Below are 1,438 nucleotides of genomic sequence, written 5' to 3' on the forward strand. Positions count from 1 at the left end.
GACTGGGGGGCGGGCGCAGCGGAGGTCAGCAGTCGCAGGGCCAGCGAGACAGGCAGGACGAAACCAGAGGTGGACACGCAAATCCTCGAACGTACTTGAGAGGAAGGCGGAGGCCGGAAGTCCCAGGGGCCACCGCGCGCCGAGAGGGGGAACGCGGCGCGCGGGGCTCAACTGGGACGTCACGCACCGGTTCCGCGGTTGGGGAACGCGAGGCCCGGTACATACGCCATCTTCCAAGAAGAAGAGGACGTGCGTGCATTCTTTAAAGAAATTCCTCGCACCGTCAAGGCGTGAAGTGAGCATTGCGACTCCCGAACGATGTGAGTGTTCTCAAGTCTCCGCTACGCAGGAAGTCCCATGGCACCCACTCCTCCCTGGCAACCCGACGCGTCCTGCCAGAGCCTGGAGGCCCTGGGCGAACACCTGTCCACCCGTGATTTCGGTCGGTTGGAGGACGAAGCGTTGCTTTCACTGCTGCTCGCGGTGAGTGGCAGGGACTTCACGCGGGACTTCCGCGAGGAGTTTGGCGCGGAGGATGACTGGACGCAGGCATTAGGACAGACAGCGCGCGCGGTCCGCCACGCCATTGGATTCCTTCGCCAGGACGCGGCCATTGCCCACCTGAGCCTCCTGCCGCGGCCGGACGTGCTGCCGCTGCTGAGCCGCTTCTTCCACCTGCATCCCCAGCCTCCGGCCGCCGTGCGCGCCCGGTTGTCCCACTGGCTGTGGCAGCGCGCCCTCTTCGACACGGAGCGTTCGTTTCCCGACGACGAGGCCCGCGCGAGCCTCGCCCTCCTCACCGGGGACGCGGACGCGACCGTGCGCGCGTTGCTGGCCCGCGTGGGCCCACCGCCCGAGCGCGGATGGGAGCGTTATTCGCAGCCCGGCATGGCGGGGCTCGCGTCGGTGGCGGACCGGGTGGAGGCCAACGCGCTGCTGGCGCTGCATCCGAGGCACCTGCTCACCGGCGCCGTCCTGGAGCCCGGCCCGCTCTTGGAGGCACAGGGCGCGGTCGCATTCCTGCCGCTGTTCCCCACGTCGCCTCCGGGCCTGTCCACGTCCCCGGGGGCCGGGGATTCGATGCTGCTCACACTGGCCAACCAGCTCTTCCACCCCGTGCTCGCACCGGGCGTGACATTGCTGGGACTGGTGCGCACGGGAGCGCTGCCGCCCGCCGTATTCCCCAGCCATGCCCTGTCGCCCGAAGCCCTGGTCGCCCTGCGTCAGGGCGATGCGTCCAGCTTCCTGGCCCACCGTCGGGATGCGCTCATCGCCCATATCCGGGAGTTCATCCGGACTCGAACGGGGGCGGACGCACAGGAAGCGACCCAGGGCCCGGAATGAAGCACCTGGAATTCTCCGTTGCCCACCCCTGAGGAGCCGGGCCACAGTTCCGCCGCCGAAGGTGTCCCCCGCCCCGGCCCCCACACATATGAGC

General features: G+C 68.8%; 1 protein-coding gene. It reads left to right on the forward strand.

The window, feature by feature from the left end; genetic code table 11:
* Window positions 1-357 precede the first annotated feature (357 nt).
* Window positions 358-1,344, forward strand: coding sequence for a hypothetical protein (locus tag D7V88_RS41470; protein ID WP_120545957.1), 987 nt, complete (start codon window positions 358-360; stop codon window positions 1,342-1,344).
* Window positions 1,345-1,438 lie beyond the last annotated feature (94 nt).

The sequence above is a fragment of the Corallococcus terminator genome (genome assembly GCF_003611635.1).
In the GTDB taxonomy this organism is placed as follows: Bacteria; Myxococcota; Myxococcia; order Myxococcales; family Myxococcaceae; genus Corallococcus; species Corallococcus terminator.